The organism is Streptococcus sp. A25 (assembly GCF_043674095.1).
Lineage (GTDB): Bacteria > Bacillota > Bacilli > Lactobacillales > Streptococcaceae > Streptococcus > Streptococcus suis_V.
In genome coordinates, this window is sequence record NZ_JBIMJO010000038.1 from 1 (window position 1) to 2150 (window position 2150).

At 49.0% G+C, this 2150-nt stretch carries 1 rRNA gene; it reads left to right on the plus strand.

Annotation, left to right across the window (positions count from 1 at the left end):
- Window positions 1–18: 18 nt before the first annotated feature.
- A 23S ribosomal RNA gene (locus ACHBID_RS11060) occupies window positions 19–2150 on the plus strand; the annotation flags it as partial.

Genomic DNA, 2150 nt, shown 5'->3' on the forward strand with positions numbered 1-2150 from the left:
AAAAAATTAGGTTAATAAGGTTAAGTTAATAAGGGCGCACGGTGGATGCCTTGGCACTAGAAGCCGATGAAGGACGTGACAAACGACGAAATGCTTTGGGGAGCTGTAAGTGAGCGTAGATCCAGAGATGTCCGAATGGGGGAACCCGGCAGGTTGATGCCTGTCATCACTAGTTGTTAAGACTAGTAGAAGGAAGACGCAGTGAACTGAAACATCTAAGTAGCTGCAGGAAGAGAAAGCAAAAGCGATTGCCTTAGTAGCGGCGAGCGAAACGGCAGGAGGGCAAACCGAAGAGTTTACTCTTCGGGGTTGTAGGACTGCAATGTGGACTTAAAGAATATAGAAGAACTACCTGGGAAGGTAGGCCAAAGAGAGTAACAGCCTCGTATTTGAAATAGTCTTTATACCTAGCAGTATCCTGAGTACGGCGAGACACGCGAAATCTCGTCGGAATCTGGGAGGACCATCTCCCAACCCTAAATACTCTCTAGTGACCGATAGTGAACCAGTACCGTGAGGGAAAGGTGAAAAGCACCCCGGAAGGGGAGTGAAATAGAACCTGAAACCGTGTGCCTACAACAAGTTCGAGCCCGTTAATGGGTGAGAGCGTGCCTTTTGTAGAATGAACCGGCGAGTTACGTTATGATGCGAGGTTAAGTTGAAGAGACGGAGCCGTAGGGAAACCGAGTCTTAATAGGGCGCATTAGTATTATGACGTAGACCCGAAACCATGTGACCTACCCATGAGCAGGTTGAAGGTGCGGTAAGACGCACTGGAGGACCGAACCAGGGCACGTTGAAAAGTGCTTGGATGACTTGTGGGTAGCGGAGAAATTCCAAACGAACTTGGAGATAGCTGGTTCTCTCCGAAATAGCTTTAGGGCTAGCGTCGACATTAAGAATCTTGGAGGTAGAGCACTGTTTGGATGAGGGGGCCATCTCGGTTTACTGATTTCAGATAAACTCCGAATGCCAATGATTTATGGTCGGCAGTCAGACTGCGAGTGCTAAGATCCGTAGTCGAAAGGGAAACAGCCCAGACCACCAGCTAAGGTCCCAAAATATATGTTAAGTGGAAAAGGATGTGGGGTTGCACAGACAACTAGGATGTTAGCTTAGAAGCAGCTATTCATTCAAAGAGTGCGTAATAGCTCACTAGTCGAGTGACCCTGCGCCGAAAATGTACCGGGGCTAAAACATATTACCGAAGCTGTGGATACCACAATGTGGTATGGTAGGAGAGCGTTCTATAGGCGATGAAGGTGTACCGTGAGGAGCGCTGGAGCGTATAGAAGTGAGAATGCCGGTATGAGTAGCGCAAGATGGGTGAGAATCCCATCCACCGTAAGACTAAGGTTTCCAGGGGAAGGCTCGTCCGCCCTGGGTTAGTCGGGACCTAAGGAGAGACCGAAAGGTGTATCCGATGGACAACAGGTTGATATTCCTGTACTAGAGTATGAAGTGATGGAGGGACGCAGTAGGCTAACTAAAGCGGGCGATTGGAAGAGCCCGTCTAAGCAGTGAGGTGTGATATGAGTCAAATGCTTGTATCTGTAACATTGAGCTGTGATGGGGAGCGAAGTTTAGTAGCGAAGTTAGTGACGTCACACTGCCGAGAAAATCTTCTAGCGTTGTATCATACTCTACCCGTACCGCAAACCGACACAGGTAGTCGAGGCGAGTAGCCTCAGGTGAGCGAGAGAACTCTCGTTAAGGAACTCGGCAAAATGACCCCGTAACTTCGGGAGAAGGGGTGCTGTCTTAAAGGCAGCCGCAGTGAATAGGCCCAAGCAACTGTTTATCAAAAACACAGCTCTCTGCTAAATCGTAAGATGATGTATAGGGGGTGACGCCTGCCCGGTGCTGGAAGGTTAAGAGGAGGGTTTAGCGTAAGCGAAGATCTGAATTGAAGCCCCAGTAAACGGCGGCCGTAACTATAACGGTCCTAAGGTAGCGAAATTCCTTGTCGGGTAAGTTCCGACCCGCACGAAAGGCGTAATGATTTGGGCACTGTCTCAACGAGAGACTCGGTGAAATTTTAGTACCTGTGAAGATGCAGGTTACCCGCGACAGGACGGAAAGACCCCATGGAGCTTTACTGCAGTTTGATATTGAGTATCTGTACCACATGTACAGGATAGGTAGGAGCC